The sequence below is a fragment of the Arthrobacter sp. TJ-254 genome, from assembly GCF_058269175.1.
This window is the reverse complement of the sequence record NZ_JBZCNF010000006.1, coordinates 126,224-145,129: the sequence shown is the minus strand read 5'-3', so window position 1 is coordinate 145,129 and position 18,906 is coordinate 126,224. Positions and strand designations below refer to the sequence as shown.

At 67.0% G+C, this 18,906-nt stretch carries 18 protein-coding genes and 1 tRNA gene; 14 read left to right on the top strand and 5 right to left on the bottom strand.

The annotated features are described in order from the left end of the window. Positions 1 to 228: 228 nt before the first annotated feature. Entirely contained in the window at positions 229 to 873 is a 645-nt protein-coding gene (locus tag AC4D14_RS17000; protein ID WP_490903846.1) for a TetR/AcrR family transcriptional regulator, read from the bottom strand. A gap of 123 nt (positions 874 to 996) precedes the next feature. Between AC4D14_RS17000 and AC4D14_RS16995 the strand changes: the two genes are divergently transcribed. Continuing rightward, positions 997 to 1,671 (top strand): hemerythrin domain-containing protein, encoded by a 675-nt coding sequence (locus AC4D14_RS16995; RefSeq protein WP_490903845.1) that lies wholly within the window; start codon positions 997 to 999, stop codon positions 1,669 to 1,671. Positions 1,672 to 1,740: 69 nt separating this feature from the next. After that, complete coding sequence (locus AC4D14_RS16990) at positions 1,741 to 3,213, top strand: SDR family oxidoreductase (protein ID WP_490903844.1); 1,473 nt, start codon at positions 1,741 to 1,743, stop codon at positions 3,211 to 3,213. Positions 3,214 to 3,299: 86 nt separating this feature from the next. On the opposite strand, the gene AC4D14_RS16985 is transcribed toward AC4D14_RS16990, so the two are convergent. Then, positions 3,300 to 4,523, bottom strand: coding sequence for a multidrug effflux MFS transporter (locus tag AC4D14_RS16985; protein WP_490903843.1), 1,224 nt, complete (start codon positions 4,521 to 4,523; stop codon positions 3,300 to 3,302). Between the two features lie 439 nt (positions 4,524 to 4,962). On the opposite strand from AC4D14_RS16985, the gene AC4D14_RS16980 reads away from it, so the two are divergent. The 6 genes from AC4D14_RS16980 to AC4D14_RS16955 all read left to right on the top strand — a co-directional run bounded on the left by AC4D14_RS16980 (position 4,963) and on the right by AC4D14_RS16955 (position 10,337). Further along, positions 4,963 to 5,778, top strand: a complete 816-nt coding sequence (locus tag AC4D14_RS16980) for a phage holin family protein (protein ID WP_490903842.1) — start codon at positions 4,963 to 4,965, stop codon at positions 5,776 to 5,778. Between the two features lie 46 nt (positions 5,779 to 5,824). Next, a complete protein-coding gene (locus tag AC4D14_RS16975; protein ID WP_490903841.1) occupies positions 5,825 to 6,502 on the top strand; it encodes a CDP-alcohol phosphatidyltransferase family protein in 678 nt (225 codons plus the stop codon). A 72-nt stretch (positions 6,503 to 6,574) separates the two neighbouring features. Continuing rightward, positions 6,575 to 7,450, top strand: a complete 876-nt coding sequence (locus tag AC4D14_RS16970; protein ID WP_490903840.1) for a DMT family transporter — start codon at positions 6,575 to 6,577, stop codon at positions 7,448 to 7,450. 52 nt (positions 7,451 to 7,502) lie between these two features. Further along, positions 7,503 to 8,702 (top strand): glycosyltransferase, encoded by a 1,200-nt coding sequence (locus AC4D14_RS16965; protein ID WP_490903839.1) that lies wholly within the window; start codon positions 7,503 to 7,505, stop codon positions 8,700 to 8,702. 147 nt (positions 8,703 to 8,849) lie between these two features. Then, positions 8,850 to 8,923 (top strand) — tRNA-Ile (locus tag AC4D14_RS16960). Between the two features lie 223 nt (positions 8,924 to 9,146). Continuing rightward, entirely contained in the window at positions 9,147 to 10,337 is a 1,191-nt protein-coding gene (locus AC4D14_RS16955; RefSeq protein ID WP_490903838.1) for an acyl-CoA dehydrogenase family protein, read from the top strand. Positions 10,338 to 10,434: 97 nt separating this feature from the next. Here AC4D14_RS16955 and AC4D14_RS16950 read toward each other — a convergent pair whose 3' ends face one another. Further along, complete coding sequence (locus AC4D14_RS16950; protein ID WP_490903837.1) at positions 10,435 to 11,184, bottom strand: murein hydrolase activator EnvC family protein; 750 nt, start codon at positions 11,182 to 11,184, stop codon at positions 10,435 to 10,437. A gap of 745 nt (positions 11,185 to 11,929) precedes the next feature. Here AC4D14_RS16950 and rpsB point away from each other — a divergent pair. From rpsB to AC4D14_RS16920, 6 genes are all read left to right on the top strand, one after another. Next, a complete protein-coding gene (gene rpsB / locus AC4D14_RS16945; RefSeq protein ID WP_490903836.1) occupies positions 11,930 to 12,850 on the top strand; it encodes a 30S ribosomal protein S2 in 921 nt (306 codons plus the stop codon). A gap of 110 nt (positions 12,851 to 12,960) precedes the next feature. Next, a complete protein-coding gene (gene tsf, locus AC4D14_RS16940) occupies positions 12,961 to 13,797 on the top strand; it encodes a translation elongation factor Ts (protein WP_490903835.1) in 837 nt (278 codons plus the stop codon). 135 nt (positions 13,798 to 13,932) lie between these two features. Next, on the top strand, positions 13,933 to 14,673 hold the full coding sequence (pyrH, locus tag AC4D14_RS16935; RefSeq protein WP_490903834.1) for a UMP kinase: 741 nt from the start codon (positions 13,933 to 13,935) through the stop codon (positions 14,671 to 14,673). Positions 14,674 to 14,775: 102 nt separating this feature from the next. Beyond that, a complete protein-coding gene (frr, locus tag AC4D14_RS16930; RefSeq protein ID WP_120166711.1) occupies positions 14,776 to 15,333 on the top strand; it encodes a ribosome recycling factor in 558 nt (185 codons plus the stop codon). Next, positions 15,333 to 16,292: a phosphatidate cytidylyltransferase gene (locus AC4D14_RS16925; protein WP_490903833.1), complete on the top strand. Its 960-nt coding sequence runs from the start codon at positions 15,333 to 15,335 to the stop codon at positions 16,290 to 16,292. Before frr ends, AC4D14_RS16925 begins: the two co-directional genes overlap by 1 nt. A gap of 55 nt (positions 16,293 to 16,347) precedes the next feature. Continuing rightward, positions 16,348 to 16,929: a DivIVA domain-containing protein gene (locus AC4D14_RS16920; protein ID WP_490903832.1), complete on the top strand. Its 582-nt coding sequence runs from the start codon at positions 16,348 to 16,350 to the stop codon at positions 16,927 to 16,929. Between the two features lie 9 nt (positions 16,930 to 16,938). On the opposite strand, the gene AC4D14_RS16915 is transcribed toward AC4D14_RS16920, so the two are convergent. Next, positions 16,939 to 18,396 carry a sodium/solute symporter gene (locus AC4D14_RS16915; protein WP_490903908.1) on the bottom strand — a complete coding sequence of 486 codons (1,458 nt, stop codon included), beginning with the start codon at positions 18,394 to 18,396 and terminating at the stop codon, positions 16,939 to 16,941. A gap of 58 nt (positions 18,397 to 18,454) precedes the next feature. Then, the gene (locus tag AC4D14_RS16910; protein WP_490903831.1) at positions 18,455 to 18,898 is read right to left on the bottom strand and encodes a DUF485 domain-containing protein; all 444 of its coding nucleotides are present in this window, start codon (positions 18,896 to 18,898) and stop codon (positions 18,455 to 18,457) included. Positions 18,899 to 18,906 lie beyond the last annotated feature (8 nt).

Below are 18,906 nucleotides of genomic sequence, written 5' to 3'. Positions count from 1 at the left end.
GAGGGCCGTTGACGGGATTATCCCCGTCAGCGGCCCTTTTTCATTTGTCCTTTTCGATGCGCCGCGGTCACTGAAGCCCCGCCGCCGGGCCGGCTCGCAGGGCCGGCTTCGCAGGTGCTGCTTCATCGGTCCCGCTTCACCGGCGCGGCGGCCGGGTGCCAAACGGCAGGAGCGGGGGACCGCCCTCAGGCGCACTCCCGCAGGCGCGGCAGCGGGCCCCGTGCCGCGCTAGCGCAGTGAGGCGAGTGCGGAGCGGGACAGGGCCGCTTCTGCCTTGTCCCAGCTCCACCGGCGCTCAAGGACCAACGTGCGCCACGCCGCCGGGCCGAACCACAACCACAAGAGGTCCGCTGCCTCTTCGGCGGACAGGTCGGCGCGCAGCGCACCGAGGGAGTGGAGGTGCTCGGCCACCTGCGCCAGCAGGGCCAGGTAGGCGGCGGTTGTGCGCCGCCACAGCGCCTCGCCGTGCTCGTGGACCGGAAGCGCCTTGTAAACCGCTTCAAGGGGTACGGCCTGGGTTTCGTTGCCCCTACGGGTGCCGTGTGCGAGCTCCCGAATCACCTCGTCGATTCCGCTGAGGCCGAGGACTTTCTCGACAGTCGCGATTCCGGGAGAGTCGGCGACAGCCCGATCGACGACTTCGTTGAGGATTGCGGCCTTGCTGCCGACACTCGCGTAAACCGTCTTCGACGCGACTCCTGCCGCCGCCGCGATGTCGGCCACCGTGACCCTGGCATATCCGCGCTCGGCGAAGAGCACCGATGCATGGCGCAGGATCGAGGCTTTCGTTTCGGCGGCCCCGCTCTCGCGGTACGGGGAACTGTAGGAGCGCCTGCCGGTCATGCCGGAGGCCGGGGATGGGAGATCGCTCACAAAAGCACTGTACCCCGCTGCTATTCGATAGAGTCAATGTTACCCCAATTAAGGTCCGCCCTGCAGCGGTCCCGCGGCATGCATCGGCCGACCCGTCACGTCATCACCTCCTTAGGAGCAGCAATGCAGATCGACCCCTCAGCACCGGCGGACAAGCCGGAAACGGCCCAGATGATCGTCATTCACAAGGCCCTGCGCCGTGAGTTCGCCCTGCTCCCCGGAATCGTCGGGCAGGTCGCGGCCGGCGACACGAACCGCGCCGGGATCGTTGCTGACCATGCGAAGCTCACCCTGCGCTTCCTGCACGAGCACCACGAGAGCGAGGACCGCCTGCTCTGGCCGGTCCTCGAGCAGCGCGTTCCCCTGGAGCAGGCCCTCGTTGAAACAATGGAGACCCAGCACACGGTTGTCGCGGACCTTATCGCCTCGCTCGAAAGTGAACTGGCGGCGTGGCGCGCCGACGCATCGGCGGCCGGCCGCGACCGCATCCTTCCGCTGCTCACGAGCCTTGACGCGGCGCTCGGAGAGCACCTCGACGCCGAGGAGGCCGACGTGCTGCCGTTGATCCACGAAAACCTGACTGTGGCCGAGTGGGACGCTCCGGTGAAGGATGCGGCCGCAAACATGCCCAAGGACCTCCGTTCCCGCCTGATGCTGGCGGGAATGGTCATCGAGAGCGCGGCCGGCCGGGAGCGTGCCTGGTTCATGAACGAACTTCCCGCTCCGGCGCGGCTGCTGTGGAAGCTGATCGGCATCCGGATGTACAGCAGGTACGTCCGCGCCGTCCGCGGAGCCTAGCCCGCGGCTCCGCTCCGGTGGGCGCCGCTGCCCTGCTGCGGCGGGGGAGTCCGGGCGTAGGGTTGATCCATGAACAACGAAGGCAGCGTCATCCTCGTCACCGGAGCCACGGGCTACATCGGTGGACGGCTCGTCTCACGCCTGATCAGCGAGGGCCACAGGGTCCGCGTCGTCGTCCGCTCGCCCCAGAAGCTCAAGGACGTTCCATGGACGGGCAGCGTCGAGATCGTTCAGGGCGACCTGCAGGACGCCGAAACCATGAAGGACGCCTGCCGGGGGGTCGACGCCCTGTACTACCTTGTCCACTCGATGGGATCGGGCAGGGGATTCGAACTCCGCGAGTCGGCGATAGCCTCAACCGTTGCCGAGGCTGCGGCGGCCACCGGGGTGCGCCGGGTCATCTACCTCGGGGGGCTGCATCCCGAGGGCGTCCAGCTCTCGACGCACATGAACTCGCGCACCGAGGTCGGGCGCATCCTGCTCGCGTCGGGCACCCCCACCGTCGCCTTCCAGGCGGGCGTCGTCATCGGTTCAGGGTCGGCATCCTTCGAGATGATCCGCCACCTCGCCGACGTCCTGCCGGTGATGCCCGCTCCCAAGTGGGTGCTGAACCGGATCGAGCCGATTGCCGTCCGGGACGTCATCCACTACCTGGTCGGTGCCCTGGCCATCCCCGAGGGAACCAACAGGACCTTCGACCTCGGGTCCCGCGAGGTGCTCACCTACGCCGAAATGATGAACCAGTACGCCGAGGCCGCAGGCCTTCCGCGCCGGAAGATCCTCGCCCTGCCCGTTCTGACACCCCGCCTCGCCGGCCACTGGGTGAACCTCGTGACGCCCATCCCGCGGGTCATGGCCATGCCGCTCATCGAGTCGCTGCAGCACGATGCCATCACCGCCGAACACGACATCGACGGGTTCGTTCCCCTGCCCGAGGGCGGACTGACCGGGTACCGCAAGGCCGTCGACCTGGCCCTCGGGAAAATGCGCAGCGGCGAGGTCGAAACCAGCTGGGCCGGCGCCTCAAGCTCCGACGCGGCAGCCGATCCGCTGCCGTCCGACCCCCAGTGGGCCGGGCATACCGTGTTCACGGACCTGCAGACCTACCGCTCGTCTGCTCCTGCCGAAACGCTCTGGAGCGTGGTCGAAGGGATCGGCGGCGACAACGGATGGTACTCCTGGCCGGTCGCCTGGGCCGCCCGCGGCTGGATGGACAAGCTCGTCGGCGGCGTAGGCCTCCGCAGGGGCCGCCGGGACGCCGACGAGCTCCTCACCGGCGAGGCGCTCGATTTCTGGCGCGTCGAGGAGCTGGTCCGGGGTGAGCGCCTGCGGCTGCGGGCCGAGATGAAGGTGCCCGGCAGGGCCTGGCTGGAACTCAGCGTCGAGCCCGACGGCGCCGGGAGTACCTACCGCCAGCGTGCCGTGTTCTTCCCCCGGGGGCTCTCGGGCAGGCTGTACTGGCTCGCGGTGCTTCCGTTCCACAATTTCATCTTCAAGCCGATGGCCCGGAACATCGCGAAGGCTGCCGAAGCAAGGGTGTAAGCCTTCGCACGTCCCTTCCCGCACGTGCGCACAGATCTGCCGCGGCCGTCCCGCGGGGCGCAGCGGTGGCCGGCCCTGCCGCCGCGCTACTGGAGCGGCGGGACGCGGCGCGGGCGCACCACGGTCCACAGGACCACGATGGCCAGGGCGATACACCCTGCCATAACCTGTGCCATGGGCGTTGCGCTGTCGATGCCCATCAGGCCGACAAGCGGCGAGATGGCTCCGGCAAGGCCGAAGGTGACTGCACCGAGCAGGGAGGCCGCCGTTCCGGCCTGCGCCCCGTGGTTGGCCAGGGCGAGCACCTGGACGCAGGGGAACATGAAGCCCGTGGCAAGGATGTAGAACCACAGCGGCACGGCGGTTCCCCACAGCCCAAAACCGAGCTGGTCGAAGGTGATGATGAGCAGCGCCATCAGGAGCATGACCGCCGTGGCGCAGGCGATCACCCACTGCGGCCCCACCCTGCGGAGAATCCGCGCACTGATCTGCACCCCGGCAACGATGCCCAGCGAATTGACGCCGAAAAGCAAACCGAACTGCTGCTCGCTGAATCCGTAAAGATTTTGGAAGAGGAATGGTGAAGCCGAAAGGTAGGAGAAAAGCCCCGAAAAGTTCAGTCCTCCCACCAGCAGCACACCAAGAAAGATCCTGTCGGTGAGTACCGCGCGGTAGCGCTGCAACGCCGTCGACCCGGAACTCTTTCGCCTGTCGGCAGGCAGAGTTTCACGGATAAAAACGGATACCGCAATGATGACGAGGATTCCGTAGGCCGCGAGGAACCAGAAGACGCCGGGCCACGCCGTGACAAGCAGCAGCTGCGCCCCAATGACCGGCGCGAAAATAGGCGCCATGCCGTTGATCAGCGCCAGGTAGGAGAACATCCGCACCAGCGTGTAACCGCTGAACAGGTCGCGCACCATGGCTGAGGCCACAACGCCGCCGCCGGCCGCGCCGATGCCCTGGAGGACTCGGAACACCATGAGCATTTCAATGTCGGTCGCCATTGCCGCCCCGAACGAGGCGAGCACGTGCACCGACGTCGAGACGATCAGGGGGATCCGACGGCCCACCTTGTCGCTCAACGGACCAACCACGAGCTGGCCGGCGGCAAGTCCGATAATCGTTCCGGTCAACGTCAGCTGAACGGCCGCCTCAGTAACACCGAAATCGCGCTGCAGCGACGGGAAGGCCGGAAGGTAGAGGTCGATCGTGAACGGCGCAAGCGCGGTCAGTGCGCCGAGGGTGACGACGTAGAGCAGTTTTTCCCTGCGCGAGAGGGTGTCACCGGGGGAGGTCAGGGTGGTCAAAGCGTACCTATCGTGCCAGGGGCGAGCGGGGTCGGTGTCGGAGCCCCGGGTTCTTCAGCAGCGCTATTCCAAGCAACGCTATTCCACCGGGGGTATCGAGCGGTAGGGTGGCGCCGCACTGCGCCGTTTGATGAAGCGCGCACCGTGACACACGCACGGAGAACGCCGAAAGCGGTGCTCTTAGTTGCCGGAGCAAACCACTAGTATCTTAGTTTGCCTGAGACCGTTCCGCCGCGCTAAGCAGGCTTCCCATTACCGTAGGGTGGTGGGGGTCGGGGAAATACCGGCTGCGGCCCCGGATCGGCTTTCCCGCATACCCGCTCAGCCGCTGCTGCGCGAATGTGAACGGGAAAGAATTTCCAAAAGGGCCCGGACGGCACCGGTGGTAATTTTAGGGGCAGTATCTTCGGCACAGGACCAGGAATGGAGGCGGGGCACAATGAACAGCTCGGCTAGCACACGCGGTAAGCGGTCAACCGGTTCGCTCTCCCTGTTTGGGCTCATCAGGCTTTTCACGCGGCTCACCCCGCGTCAGGCCAGCGACGAATTCTCGCTCGCACTGGAGCAGATGAAGCAGAAGGGCGTTAAGGCCGGTGTTGCGGCAGCCATCCTCGCCGTCGCCGTTGTCTTTGTCGCGTTCCTCGCCGTCGCCCTGGTGGTCGCAGCCATCTCCGGGCTTGCCGAGGTGATGCCGGCCTGGCTTGCCGCGCTCCTTGTCGCACTGCTGTTCCTGATCATCGCGGGAATCCTGGCGCTCATCGGAGTCTCACGGTTCAAGAAGACCCTCCCGCTCCTGCCCGAGGACGCGATCCGCGGAGTCAAATACGACCTGGGTGTGCTCAAGGAGGGCCGCAGCTTCGATCCGGCCACGCTCGACAGGCCCGAGCCCCGGGACGAGAAAAAGGAAGCCGAGAAGGAAGCCGACAAGGCGCCCAAACAGCCGGGCCCCTCGTACGAGGAACTGCGCGGCCGTTCCGGGGAGCGCCGTATGCATCTGGCCGACGCCCGCGACTCGCTGGGCAGCCAGCTCGATATCAAGACACGCATCGCCGAGGCGAAGAAGAAGGCCCGGGCACGGGCCGCCCGCTCCAAGAGCGCAAACACCGGCCGCCGCAGTGACGACGTCGCTGCCGTCGCCGTCGAGAAGCAGGCTCCGCACACCGTTACGCTTGCCGACCGCTGGCAGCCGTTGACCGTGCTAGCCGCCTCCCTCGCCGCGCTCGTCGTGATGCTCAGGCGCCTGCTCTCCAAATAACCGCTCAGCCGGGCGCCTGCCTGCATAATGGGCAGGGGAGGAACTAGTGATTCGATTGATCGGCGCTGGCACGCGCACCGGCGCGACGCCCGTCGAACTGACGACGCCCTGGACGGTGCCGAACGTGGTGACGCTCGTCCGGTTCCTTGGAGTTCCCCTCTTCGTCTGGTTCATCATCGACAAGGACTACGGCGCTGCGGTCCTGACGCTCGTGATCCTTGGGTCAACGGACTGGGTCGACGGGTACGTGGCGCGGCGTTTCAACCAGGTTTCGTCGGTGGGCAAGTGGCTGGACCCGGTGGCCGACCGCACCGCACTGATCACCGTCGCCGTGACTTTCGTCGTCGACGGGGTGGCCCCTGCCTGGCTCGTCTGGACCATCGTCATTCCCGACGCCATCCTGATCGTCAACGCGCTCATCCTTTTCCGGGGACGGCTCCGGCTGCGGGTGAGCACCGTCGGCAAGGTGCGGACGGCGCTGCTCCTCGTGGGATCGCCCCTGCTGCTGCTGCACCGGGTTCCGGGCTATGAGGGCCAGTGGATTCTCGCGACGGCCAATGCCCTCCTCATCGCCGGGTGCATCGGCCACCTCATCGCCTTCTACGGCTACTTCACCGCGGCACACCGGAAGTACCGTGCCGAGAAATACAGCGCGGAGGCGGAGGCGGCCCGTTCAGCCGGCGAGCAGACGGATGGAGCCGGGGACTCAGCACGTGAGCTCTGAGCCCGCGCCGCACAGATCCCGGTCCGGTCCGCAGCCGGACGCCGGGGATCCCCGGCAGGCCGCAGGTCCACGATGACCTTCCTCGCCATCGTGCTGGCCCTCGCAGGGGCGGCCTTCCTCGCCTTCGGCGCCCAGCGCCAGGGCAGTGCCGTGCGCGTGAACACGGGTGGGCTTTCGCTGAACTCGACGAGCTTCGCCCGGCTGCTGCGCAACCCGCGCTGGGTCTTCGGACTTTTCCTGCTCGTCACCGGGATGGCCCTCAACGTCGTCGCCCTCTCCCTGGCAACCCTCACCGTTGTCCAGCCGATCGGGGCGATCGCGCTGGTGATCACCACCGTCGTCAACTCCAAGGACCAGGGAATCCGGATCAACCGGCCCACAGTCGCCGCTATCACGGCATGCGTCACCGGCAGCGCGCTCTTCGTGCTTCTCGCCGTCAATGTGACCCGCGCCAACCATGCGGTCGCGGTCGGCCAGGAACTCTCGGTGGTGCTGCTGCTGACCCTCGCCGTCGTCCTCTTCGGCTCGCTCGCGCTCCTCGGTCGGCGGCGGCTCAACGCCTTCGCCTACATCCTCGGGGCCGGCGTGCTTTTCGGCTTCGTCGCGGTGCTGACCAAGATCATCGCCACCCACCTGCTCGAGCCCAACGGCCGCTTCCTGCTCAACGTCCCCTGGTACACGGTGTTCGCCCTGGTCGCCGCCGCCGCCCTCGGGTCGTGGTTCGTCCAGAGCGCCTACGCCACCGGCCCGCCGGACCTCGTCATCGCCGGGCTCACCGTGATCGACCCGATCGTCGGAATCGCCGTGGGCATTACCATCCTCGGCGAACTGCAGCCACAGGTAAGCGCCGTCATAGCAATCGGCATGGCAGCCGCGGCTTTGATTGCTATCGTTGGAGTAGTTGCGTTGTCCCGCCATCATCCCGATGTAATAAAGCGGCAGCGATGACGGTGCCGTAGGCCACCACCTGCCGCTTCCAAACCAATCTGGGGGATCCACAGTGAGTTATCCGGCTGTAAACAAGCCATTGACAGTCCTGATTGCCGCAGACACCTACCCGCCGAACATCAACGGCGCCGCCCAGTTCGGTTACCGGCTCGCCAAGGGAATGGCATCCCGTGGCCACACCGTGCACGTCCTGGCCCCGAACCCGGCCAACGGCAGGAGCTACACCGAAGAGCCCGCCGGGGACTGGACTGTCCACCGCCTGCGCTCGCACAGCGTGCCGACCCACGACTACTGGCGCATCTGCCTGCCGTGGGAGATCAAGCGCGACATCAGCATGCTCTTCGACCGGGTGCAGCCCGACGTTGTGCACATCCAGTGCCACTACATGGTGGGGGAGTACACCCTGTACGAGGCGGTGAAGCGCGGAATCCGGGTTGTTGCAACGAACCACTTCATGCCTGAGAACCTCAACCCGTTCCTTCCGTTCCCCGACTGGTTCAAGCGGATCGTCGCGAAGAACTCCTGGCGCGACATGGGCCGGGTCATGGGCAAGGCCGACGCCGTCACCACGCCGACGCCGCTTGCGGCGAAGGCAATGCACGACCATGCCTTCCTCCGCACGGTGCTGCCCATCTCCAACGGCATCGACGCCGACGCGTACCAGGTGCGCCCCGGCGAGCAGCTGCCCGAGAAGGACCACCCGACGGTGCTCTTCGTCGGACGCCTTGCCGAGGAAAAGCACGTCGACGTGCTGATCGACGCCGTTGCGAAGACACCGTCCGAGCTCAACCTGCACCTCGAGATCGTCGGCGGCGGCGAGATCAAGCATGCCCTGCAGGCGCGGGCGGCGCGGCTGGGGCTCGGCGACCGTGTGAAATTCCTTGGGCTGATCAGCGAGGAGGACCTGCGGCTCGCCTACCTGCGCGCCGATCTCTTCTGCCAGCCGGGAACTGCCGAACTTCAGTCCCTCGTGACGCTCGAGGCGATGTCCGCCTCGACCCCGGTGCTCCTCGCGAACGCGATGGCACTTCCGCACCTGGTCAACCACGGCGAGAACGGCTACCTGTTCACGCCGCACGACAGCGACGAATTGGCCGGGCGGATCACCGAGATCCTCCGCCTGTCGCAGGCCGACCGCGAGCGGATGGGCAAGTCGAGCCGGTCGATCGTCGAGAAGCACAGCCTCGAGGCGACCCTCGCGACCTTCGAGAAGCTGTACCGGGGGCAGCCGGTCGACACTGCGGCCGTTTAGCCGCCGGTATCCGGGGCCGGTCATCCGGTTCCGGCTGCACGGCACCTGCCGGCGCGGGAAGGCGGCGCCCGGGGCCCGGCCCAGCCGATACAATTGTGCGTGCAGACGGCCTTGGCTGCGGCGCGACCGCAGCGGATGCCGCCTCCGGGGGCTGTAGCTCAGCTGGTTAGAGCAGCGGACTCATAATCCGTTTGTCCTGGGTTCAAGCCCCAGCAGCCCTACTCCGGGTGGACCCGGTTTCCGCCCATTTGTTGGCACCCCGTGAAGTTCGCTTCACGGGGTGCCTTCGTTTAATGCGCTATCACGATGCGGATCCACCCCGTGCCCGGTGGGTACTGGCGCACTATGTTACCGGCGGGTAACCTAGGAGGTAAAGGAAGTGTCGGGCGGGTGCCCGTGAATCAACGACGCCGATCATCGAGGATCAGGGGTAAGGGAACAATCATGAGCAAGCCGAGCATCGATCTCAACAATCTGCCCTATGCGGACGGTGACTTCCTCGCCTTTGAAGCACTCCTGACCGACAAGGAGCGTTCCCGGCTCGCCGAGATCCGGAGCTGGCTGGCTGCCGAGGTGCGCCCGAACGCCGTCCGCTGGTGGAATGAGGGCGTGTTCCCGCAGGGCATCGTTCCGCGGCTTGCCGAACTGGACGTGATGAGCCCCATCCGCCGCCAGGGGTATTCGAACCTGTTCGCCGGGATCGTGCACTCGGAGTTCACGCGTGCCGATACCTCGATGGCAACCTTCCTGGGTGTCCACGACGGCCTGTTCACCGGCTCCATCGAAGTGCTCGCCTCGAAGGAGCAGCAGGAAGCATGGCTGCCGGACATCTACGCCCTGCGCAAGATCGGCGCCTTCGGGCTGACCGAGCCCCTCGGCGGGTCCGACGTCGCCGGCGGTACCCGCACCACGGCGCGGCGGGACGGCGGAAACTGGATCCTCAACGGCGCAAAGCGTTGGATCGGCAATGCAACCTTCTCGGACTGGGTGATCATCTACGCCCGCGACGTCGCCGACAACCAGGTCAAGGGCTTCCTCGTTGATACGACGCTGCCCGGCTACTCCGCCACAAGGATCGAGAACAAGATTTCCCTGCGCTCCGTGGAGAACGCCGACATCTCCCTCGAAAACGTCGTAGTGCCCGACGAATTCCACCTCAAGGGCGCCAACAGTTTCAGGGACACCAACAAGGTCCTCAAAGTGACCCGGCTGTCCGTCGGCTGGCAGGCCGTGGGCCAGCAGCTCGCCGCGTTCGACGTCGCTCGGCGGTACGCCGTTGAACGGCAGCAGTTCGGCCGCCCGCTCGCCTCCTTCCAGCTCATCCAGCAGCAGCTGGTGCAGATCCTGGGCAATGCGATGAGCTCGATGGGCATGATGGTGCGCCTTTCCCAGCTCGAAGACGCGGGCCAGGCCAGGGACGAGCAGTCGGCCCTTGCCAAAGCGTTCACCACGGCCCGGATGCGCGAAAGCGTGGCGGCGGGACGGAACATCCTTGGCGGAAACGGAATCGTGACCGACTACGAAATGGCGAAGATCTTCTCGGACGCCGAGGCGATCTACTCCTACGAGGGAACCCAGGAAATCAACACCCTCGTTGCGGGCCGGTCGATCACGGGCATTTCGGCTTTCGTCTAAAGACCTCCCCCGGCGCCCATCGGAGGGGGCGGGTTGGGTGCCGGGGGAGCGGGGGCCGCCGCGGCCCTTCATATGCTGCCCCCTCGGTGGTGATCCATCAGGCTCCCGGCGGGCCGTTCAGCGGCAGCAGGATTGAGGGGCGCCTGTCTGAAACGAAGCTGAGCGGATTGACGTAGCTGCCGTGGCGGCGCACCCCCCAGTGCACGCAGGGGAGAGGGCAGTGCGGGGGGCCGGCGATGCTGCCGAGTGCGGCGCCCTCGGCGACGTCGTCGCCTTTCTTCAACGGGCTTGCCACCGGCTCGAAGGTGCTCAGCAGTCCGTTTCCGTGATCGATGGTGATCACCGGACGATCGACGACCACCCCGGCGAAGTGCACCCTGCCGGCGGCCGGACTCGAAACGTGCCTTGAAACCTCGGCTGCGAGGTCAACCCCGCGGTGCCCGGCCCGCCACGGTTCGGGCGGCGGAAGGAAATGCCGCAGAACCCGTGCCTCCGGCTGCAGCGGCCACGACCACGGTGGGCTGTAGCCGCCGGCAGCGCCACCCGGCGCTGGTCTCGGCCGGACCTCACCGAGCGGTTGGCTGTGCCGGTAGCCGGTTGATGTCCGCGGCTGTCCCTCACCGGCAGGGGATACGGCGTTACCTCCACCTGGCTGTGCTCCTGCCCCGCCGTCGGCGGGCCGCGCCGCGGCGTTACCGTCACCTGGCTGTGCCCCTGCCCCGCCGTCGTTGGGCCGCGTCCCGGCATCGCGGTCATCGGATGGTGCCCCGGTGTCGCGGTCATCGGATGGTGCCCCGGTGTCGCCGTCGTCGGTGCGGGTGGCCGCGGCATGTAAAGCCGCCCCCACTTGCCCGTCCGCGGATGGGAGTAAGGAGGGGCCGGCGGGCAACGGAAGCGCGGCCGCCAGGACAAGCACGAGCGCACCGATCTGCGGCCGCGCTCGTGCCGACGCGCCTTGGCCGTGCGGCAGGCGCCCCAGCACCAGCGGTAGCCGAAAGACATGATCTCTCACATCACCGACTATGCACCGGGTGCCGGCTTCGGCCTCAGCAATCCCGCTATATGTGGAAAAGCGCGTGCCGGCCGCTGCTGCATTATCAACGCACCCGAAAGCGATAGGCGCATGCGATATCCGGGGTGCGCCTGTCGTTTCGGAGTGCGCCGGACGGGTCGGAGTGCGCCGGCACCCTACGACGACGTCGAGCGTCCATCCGCCGGCCGTTCCACCACGCCGAACAGCCGCGCCGGGCGGCGCGCGACCGGCGTTCCGCCGGTTCCCGGGCCCCTGCGGTGTCCGAGGCAATAACACCGCTGTAGTACACTGAACGGAGCAGTTTGCTGGTTTTCGCTGTGGCATCGGGCCTTTCGTCCGGGGGCTGCGGCGCAGGGCAGGCTGACTACGCGTGCCTGCGACCCGCTCTGTAACGAAGCGGGCCATTTCTCCAACGGTCCGGAGCAATCCGGTGGAGGGGAATGGGTCTCAGCAACGGACAGGCGCCAGGAGTACCGCCCGACCTGGGCGGAACGCTAACAACCGTCAACTAAGCAGAGGAAGCGCGCTGCGCACGCCCTGCTGAAATGAAAGGCATCCCATGCCAGTAGTAACAATGCGCCAGCTGCTCGACAGCGGCGTCCACTTCGGACACCAGACCCGCCGCTGGAACCCGAAGATGAAGCGCTTCATCTTCACCGAGCGCAACGGCATCTACATCATCGACCTCCAGCAGTCGCTGTCCTACATCGACCGTGCGTACGAGTTCGTCAAGGCCACCGTCGCCCACGGCGGAACCGTCCTGTTCGTTGGCACCAAGAAGCAGGCCCAGGAAGCAATCGCCGACCAGGCGACCCGCGTCGGCCAGCCCTACGTCAACCAGCGCTGGCTCGGTGGAATGCTCACCAACTTCCAGACCGTTTCCAAGCGCATCCAGCGCATGAAGGAACTCGAAGAGATCAACTTCGACGACGTCGCCGGCTCGGGCCACACCAAGAAGGAACTCCTCCTCCTGAAGCGTGAGCTCACCAAGCTTGAGAGCAACCTCGGCGGTATCCGCAACCTGACCAAGGCTCCCTCGGTCATCTGGGTTGTCGACACCAAGAAGGAACACCTCGCCATCGACGAGGCCAAGAAGCTCAACATCCCCGTCGTCGCGATCCTCGACACGAACTGCGACCCCGACGAGGTCGACTTCCCGATCCCGGGCAACGACGACGCCATCCGCGCCGTCAACCTGCTGACCCGCGTTGTCGCCGACGCCGTTGCCGAGGGCCTCATCGCCCGCAACAACCGCGCCAACGGCACCGACACGGCAGCAGCCGAAGAGCCCCTCGCCGAGTGGGAGCGCGAACTGCTTGGCGCAGCCGAGGCCAACGCCGAAGCTCCTGCCGCTGAAGCAGCACCTGCCGCCGAGGCCCCCGCCGCCGAGGCGCCTGCCGCTGAGGCTCCCGCCGCCGAAGAAGCCCCTGCAGCTGCAGAGGCTCCTGCCGAGGAAACCGCAGCAGACGACTCGAAGTAATTCCCAATGCGTAAGGGGTGTGGGTGATTCCGCGCCCCTTACGCATGTTCCACCGGCCCAGCGCCGGCAGGGATCCCCTTTGTAGAACAACACGAACTTAGGAGTTTCACATGGCGAATTACACTGTCGCTGATATCAAGGCCCTCCGTGAGCGCACCGGCGCCGGCATGATGGACGTGAAGAAGGCCCTCGACGAGGCCAACGGCGACGCCGACAAGGCACTCGAGGTCATCCGCATCAAGGGCCTCAAGGGCGCAACCAAGCGCGAGGGACGCTCCACCGCTGAAGGCCTCGTCGCCGCACGCGTCGACGGCAACGTCGGCGTCATGGTCGAGGTCAACTGCGAGACCGACTTCGTCGCCAAGGCCGGACCCTTCATCGATTTCTCCAACAAGGTCCTCGACGCGGCCATCGCCTCCGGTGCCACCGACGTCGAGTCGCTTGTGGCTTTCGAGGTTGACGGCCGGCCCATGTCGGAGCACCTCATCGAGGCCGGCGCCCTGCTCGGCGAGAAGGTCGACATCCGCCGCGTGGCCCGCGTTGAAGGCGCCGTCGTCGACGCGTACCTGCACCGCACCTCGAAGGACCTCCCCGCCCAGGTCGGCGTCCTGTTCGCCGTCGAAGGCGAGGGTGACGCCGCGGTCGAGGCCGCTCACGACGTCGCCCTCCACATCGCCGCTTACACCCCGACCTACCTGACCCGCGACGAGGTTCCCGCGGACCTCGTCGAGTCGGAGCGCCGCATCGCCGAGGAAACCGCACGCGCCGAGGGCAAGCCCGAGGCTGCGCTCACCAAGATCGTCGAAGGCCGCCTGACCGGCTTCTTCAAGGACTCAGTGCTGGTTGACCAGCCGTTCTCGAAGGACACCAAGAAGTCGATCGCCCAGGTCCTCAGCGACGCAGGCGTGAAGGCCACGGCCTTCGCCCGCTTCCGCGTTGGAGCCTAAGGCCTGAAGTCGGCTGGTCGTAACAAGTGAAAGGGTGGCCGCCCGTGGTGGCCACCCTTTTTCGCGCCCGAATCGGCGCACCGTATCCTTTTTACAAACTGCGTGAACACACCTGCTCGATGCCCGGGAGGCACCATGGACAACCTTGAATCGGCAATCACCGGTGGAAAAAACGGCCGGCGGCGGGTGCTCCTGAAGCTCTCCGGTGAGGTCTTTGGAGGCGGCAAGCTCGGGGTCGATCCCGAAACCGTGAGGGCCGTCGCCAAGCAGATCGCCGCCACCGTTGGCGAGGTCGAGGTGGCGATCGTCGTCGGCGGCGGCAACTTCTTCCGCGGCGCCGAACTCTCCCAGAGCGGCATGGACCGCTCCCGCGCCGACTACATGGGCATGCTCGGCACCGTCATGAACTGCCTCGCCCTCCAGGACTTCCTCGAGCAGGCAGGCGTCGAGACCCGCGTCCAAAGCGCCATCACCATGGGCCAGGTCGCCGAGGCCTACATCCCGCGGCGCGCCATCCGCCACCTCGAGAAGGGGCGCGTCGTCATCTTCGGTGCCGGTGCGGGCCTGCCGTATTTCTCCACCGACACAGTCGCCGCCCAGCGGGCCCTCGAGGTCCACGCAGACGAGGTGCTCATGGCCAAGAGCGGGGTTGACGGCGTGTACACCGCCGACCCGCACAAGGATCCCACCGCCGAGAAGCTCATCACGCTCTCCTACGACGAGGCGCTGCGCCGCGACATCCGCGTCATGGACCAGACCGCAATGACCATGTGCAAGGACAACAACCTGGAGATGGTTGTGTTCGGCATGGAGGGCGAGGGCAACGTGACCCGCGCCATCCGCGGCGAGAAGCTCGGCACCCGCGTCAGCAACTAGCAGCACGGCCCCGGAAGCCGGGGCCACGGGCTCCGGCCCGTGAACTAGGATTGAACACTGGACCGGTTGCCGGGCAACTGAACGCAGAGCTAAGGAGAAATCGTGATCGAAGAGATCTTGCTAGAGGCCACCGAAAAGATGGACAAGGCCGTGGAGGCGGCGAAAGTCGACTTCGCGACCGTGCGGACCGGGCGGGCCAACCCTGCGATGTTCTCCAAGGTCATGGTCAGCTACTACGGCGCACCGACGCCGCTGCAGCAGCTCGCCTCCTTCCAGAACCCCGAAGCGCGCACCCTGCTGATCACCCCGTTCGACCGGGCTGCGCTCAACGACATCGAGCGGGCCCTGCGCGACTCCGACCTTGGCGCCAACCCCTCCAATGACGGCAACGTCATCCGGGTGGTGCTCCCCGAGCTCACGCAGGAGCGCCGCAAGGAATACGTCAAGCTCGTCCGGACCAAGGCGGAGGACGCGAAGATTTCGATGCGCAATATCCGCCGCAAGGCCAAGGACGGGCTCGATAAGGCCGTCAAGGACGGCGACGCCGGAGAAGACGAGGGCTCGCGCGGCGAAAAGGAACTCGACGCCCTGACCAAGTCCCACACCGACACCATCGACGACATGCTCAAGCGCAAGGAAGCCGAGCTCCTCGAAGTCTAATGAGTGAGCCTGAGCCTGTGCGGGCAACCGGGGCCTCCGATCCCGCCGTAGCCTGGGCCACCCGCCGAGAACTGCGCGAAGCGCGCAAGCGCAGTACCGGACTCTTCACGCGGAAACCCCGGGTTCCCCGCGAGCCCGGGGCGCCTTCGCGTGCCGGCCGCAACCTGCCTGCGGCGATCGGGGTCGGCGCGGCACTTCTGGTGCCGGTGCTCGCGGGCCTGTTCCTTGTCCCGGTCGCTTTCGTGGCACTCGTCACGGTCTTCGGCGTCGTTGGCGTCTGGGAGGTTGCCCGCGCCCTTGAGGTGCGGCGGATCAGCGTTCCCGTCATCCCGTCCCTCGCGGCAAGCGTCGCCCTGCCCTTCGCCGCGTACTTCGGGGGAGCGGAAGGCTTTGCGTTCGCCGCTGTATTTTCCGTCCTCGCGCTGCTGCTGTGGCGCACGCTGGACCCGGCGCCCGAGGCGCCGCGGAGCATCATGGCCGCAACCTTCACGCTGCTGTGGGTTCCCTTCATGCTCAGCTTCGCGATGCTGCTGCTGCAGGCCCCGGGCGGGGACCTGGTGATCGCCACCCTGCTGCTGCTCGTCGTGGCCAATGACACTTTCGGATACCTGATCGGCGTGATGTTCGGCAAACACCCGATGGCGCCGGCGATCAGCCCCAAGAAGTCCTGGGAGGGCTTCGGTGGCTCGGTCGGCGGGGCGATGGTCGTGGGCGTGCTGTGCGCCGTCTTCCTGCTGGACCAGCCCTTCTGGGTGGGGCTGATCCTCGCCGTCGCGATCGTCGCCGCAGCCACGGCCGGAGACCTCGCCGAATCGATGATCAAGCGCGAACTGGGCGTCAAGGACATGGGAACCCTCCTGCCCGGGCACGGCGGCATCATGGACCGCCTCGACTCCATCGTGTTCGCCTCACCGATGGCGTTCCTTCTGTCGGCTACATTGGTTCCGGGGTTGCTGTAGCGGAAGGGGATTCCGCCAACCCTACTTTTGGTCTCAGTAGAAAGACACTTTCATCATGGACGATGCTCGCCAGGGCAGCTCACCGTTCGCGCGCGTCGGACGCCGTGAGTACGGCTACAACACCCGGCAGGTGGACCGCTTCCTCACCCGGGCGCGGGCGTTCTACAACGCGGTTGAACCCGGCGTCGAACCCGTCACCAGCACCGACGTGCGCTCCGCGGCCTTCGATCCCGCAAAGGACGGCTACAACCCGCAGGCCGTCGATGCGGCCCTCGACCGGCTTGAGGACGTCCTGGCGCAGCGCGAGCGCGACCAGCTCATCGAGTCGAAGGGCGAAGACGCCTGGCTCATGCAGATCGGGCGCACCTCGGCCGTGATCCGCGGCAGGCTGTGCCGGGCCCCGGGGGAACGCTTCCGCCGTCCGTCGTCACGGAAGAAGGGCCCAAGCTACAATGTCGACGACGTCGACGCCCTGTGCGAGAAGCTCCGCGGCTACTTCGAGAACGACATGCCGCTCAGTGTCGATGTGGTGCGCCGGGCCGTGTTCCGTGAAGCCTCCGGAGCGGAAGGCTACGAAGAGACCCAGGTCGATGCCTTCCTTGACCGGGTCGTCGAGCTCATGGCAGCGATCGACTGACGCAGGCTGCTAGTCCGTTTCCGGGCTGTGCAGCCTCGCCAGCACCCGCGAGGCGCTCACCGGCCGCCTTCCGCGTGTCGCCCGTGACGCCGCAACGGTGACCAGGAACGCGGTCGGGACTGTCCACAGGGCCGGCTGGCTCAGCCACTCGAACCCCGCGGCAGCGCCGGGTCCCATCAGCGAGGCGGCAAGCATCGAACCGCCGCACAGGACGGCGCCGGTAAGCATCCCGGCGACCGCGCCGACGTCGGTCAGCCCGCGCCACCAAATGCCCAGCAGCAGCAGCGGGCAGATTGTCGAGGCGGTGAAGGCGAACACCGACCCCACGCTCCCGGCCAGCGCAAGCGAACTGGTGAGCAGGGCAAGGACCAGCGGGATGAGCGTCGAAAGCACGGCGGCGCGCTGGAACCCGCGCACGCTGCCTTTGAAGAACTCCTGGCTGAGAACCCCGGCGATTGACACCACGAGGCCGCTGGTCGTCGAGAAGAACGCGGCGAACGCCCCGGCGGTCACGAGCGCCGAGAGGAGATCGCCCGCGGCGCCGGAGAAGACGGTGCTTGGCAGCAGCAGCACCGTCGCATCAGCCGACCCGGACGCGGCAAGGCCGGGGGTGTGGATCCTGCCCAGGATGCCGTACACCGTGGGGAAGAGGTAGAACACCGAGAGCAGGCCGAGCACCAGGAGCGTGGTGCGCCGGGCCGAGGCGCCGTCCGGGTTCGTGTAGAAGCGGACCAGCACGTGCGGCAGCCCCAGCGTTCCGAACAGCAGCGCGATCACCAGCGACACCGTCGTATAGAGGGACGCCCCGGCAGTCGCGTTCAGGTCGGCGGTGAACGCCGCCCCGCCGCCGGTGATCGGCTGGCCTTCGGCGCCGAGCCGCAGGAGGATGAAGACCGCCGGGACGGCGAGGGCGGTGAGCTTGAGCCAGTACTGGAACGCCTGGACGAACGTGATCGAACGCATCCCTCCGCTCATGACGCTCGCGCACACAACGACGACGACGGCGAGCGGGCCCACCCAGGAGGGGAGGCCGGTGGTGATGCTCACCGTCAGCGCCGCACCGTGCAGCTGCGGGACGATGTACAGCCAGCCGACCACGACGACGAGCAGGCTCGTCACCCGCCGGGCCCACAAAGACTCGAGCCGGGCCTGGGCGAAGTCGGGGATGGTGTAGGCACCCGACCTGCGCAGCGGGGCGGCGACGAAGAGCAGAAGCATCAGGTACCCGGCCGTGTAGCCGATGGGAAACCACAGGGCGTCAACCCCTGAGACAAGGATCAGGCCGGCAACACCGAGGAAGCTCGCCGCCGAAAGGTACTCGCCGCCGATCGCCGAGGCGTTCCACCACGGCCGGACGGTCCGCGAGGCGACATAGAAGTCGCTTGTGGTGCGCGAGATGCGGAGCCCGTAGATGCCGATCAGCACCGTGCTCGCCGCGACGACGGCAAGCGCCGTGTACCCCACCATTGGATTGAGGCCTGCGGCGGCCCATCCGGGGAGCGCTTCGGCCAGCGCGGTAGAGCCGTCAGCCCTCACCAATGAGCTCCTTGAAGCGTCTCTCGTTGCGCGCCGCGCTTCGCACATACAGTGCTGCGCAGCCGATCGAGAGCGGATACACGCCGACGCCCAGCAGCAGCCACGGCACCGGTACGCCGAACACCGACACCTCGTTGATGGCGGGGAACAGACCAAGGAGCACCGGAATCCCGATGAGGATCAGCAGGAATCCTCCAGCGACCACAAGGGCCAGGCGCAGCTGGGATCGGATGAGGGAGGCAACGAAGACCTCGCCGACCTCCGAGTGTTCCTCGAGTTCGCGCGTCACCGGGAACGCGCCGCTGCTCGGCCGGGCGCTGGTGCGCGGCGCGGTTACGCGTACCCGCGGCGGCGGCGGACCGGCAGGCGTCGCCTCCGGCACGGGCTGAGCGGGCCCGCCGGGCAGGGGACCGGGCGTTCGGGGGTCGGGCATCCGGGCCT